At 34.4% G+C, this 617-nt stretch carries 1 pseudogene; it reads right to left on the reverse strand.

What is annotated here, in order from left to right:
- Window positions 1-617, reverse strand: a pseudogene (locus NNN71_RS24905) (CDP-glycerol glycerophosphotransferase family protein); the annotation flags it as partial.

The following is a 617-nucleotide window of genomic DNA, read 5'->3' on the forward strand; positions in this document are numbered from 1 at the left end:
TTATAATCCCCTGATATTCATCAGGCGTTGAGGTAATGAAGCAATCAATAGCCTCCTGTTTATTTAACTCTGCCGCGAATCTACTTTGATTAATTCCATTCTGTAGATAAATGAAGTGCTTACCCAAAAGCATCTTAGGTCCCAATAAATTTGTAACATAACTTTCAGCATGAGAACTAATAACCTTACTACACATCTTCAGAATATCTTTATGCTTATTGCATCCAAATGGTATTAAATTAAAGCCATCCTTTTCTAAACGACCCCAGTCTGGTGACTCTTCGTTCAACACAAAAAAGATATTTTTATCTGATGTTTTTTCCCTTACATAACGATAAAGATATTCTGCGTTATTGCCTGCTCGCATTTCACTATCAATGAATACCCATATGTCATCACAATCATTCTTAACCGAATATTCAGGTATTAATCCATCGAAATAATTATAAATTACTCGACCAGAAATGCTCCTGCTAGATTGTTTTCCGCCTAAACTCACAAATGTATCGGCATTAATAAAACCAACACTAATTGATTCATCTACAGACAATTTATGCCATTCTCTCTTCTCCGTTACAAAATGGTGACCAAGAAAATGATGGCATATACCTTTAGTA

Source organism: Kluyvera sp. Awk 3, from assembly GCF_028069715.1.
Classification (GTDB): domain Bacteria; phylum Pseudomonadota; class Gammaproteobacteria; order Enterobacterales; family Enterobacteriaceae; genus Kluyvera; species Kluyvera georgiana_A.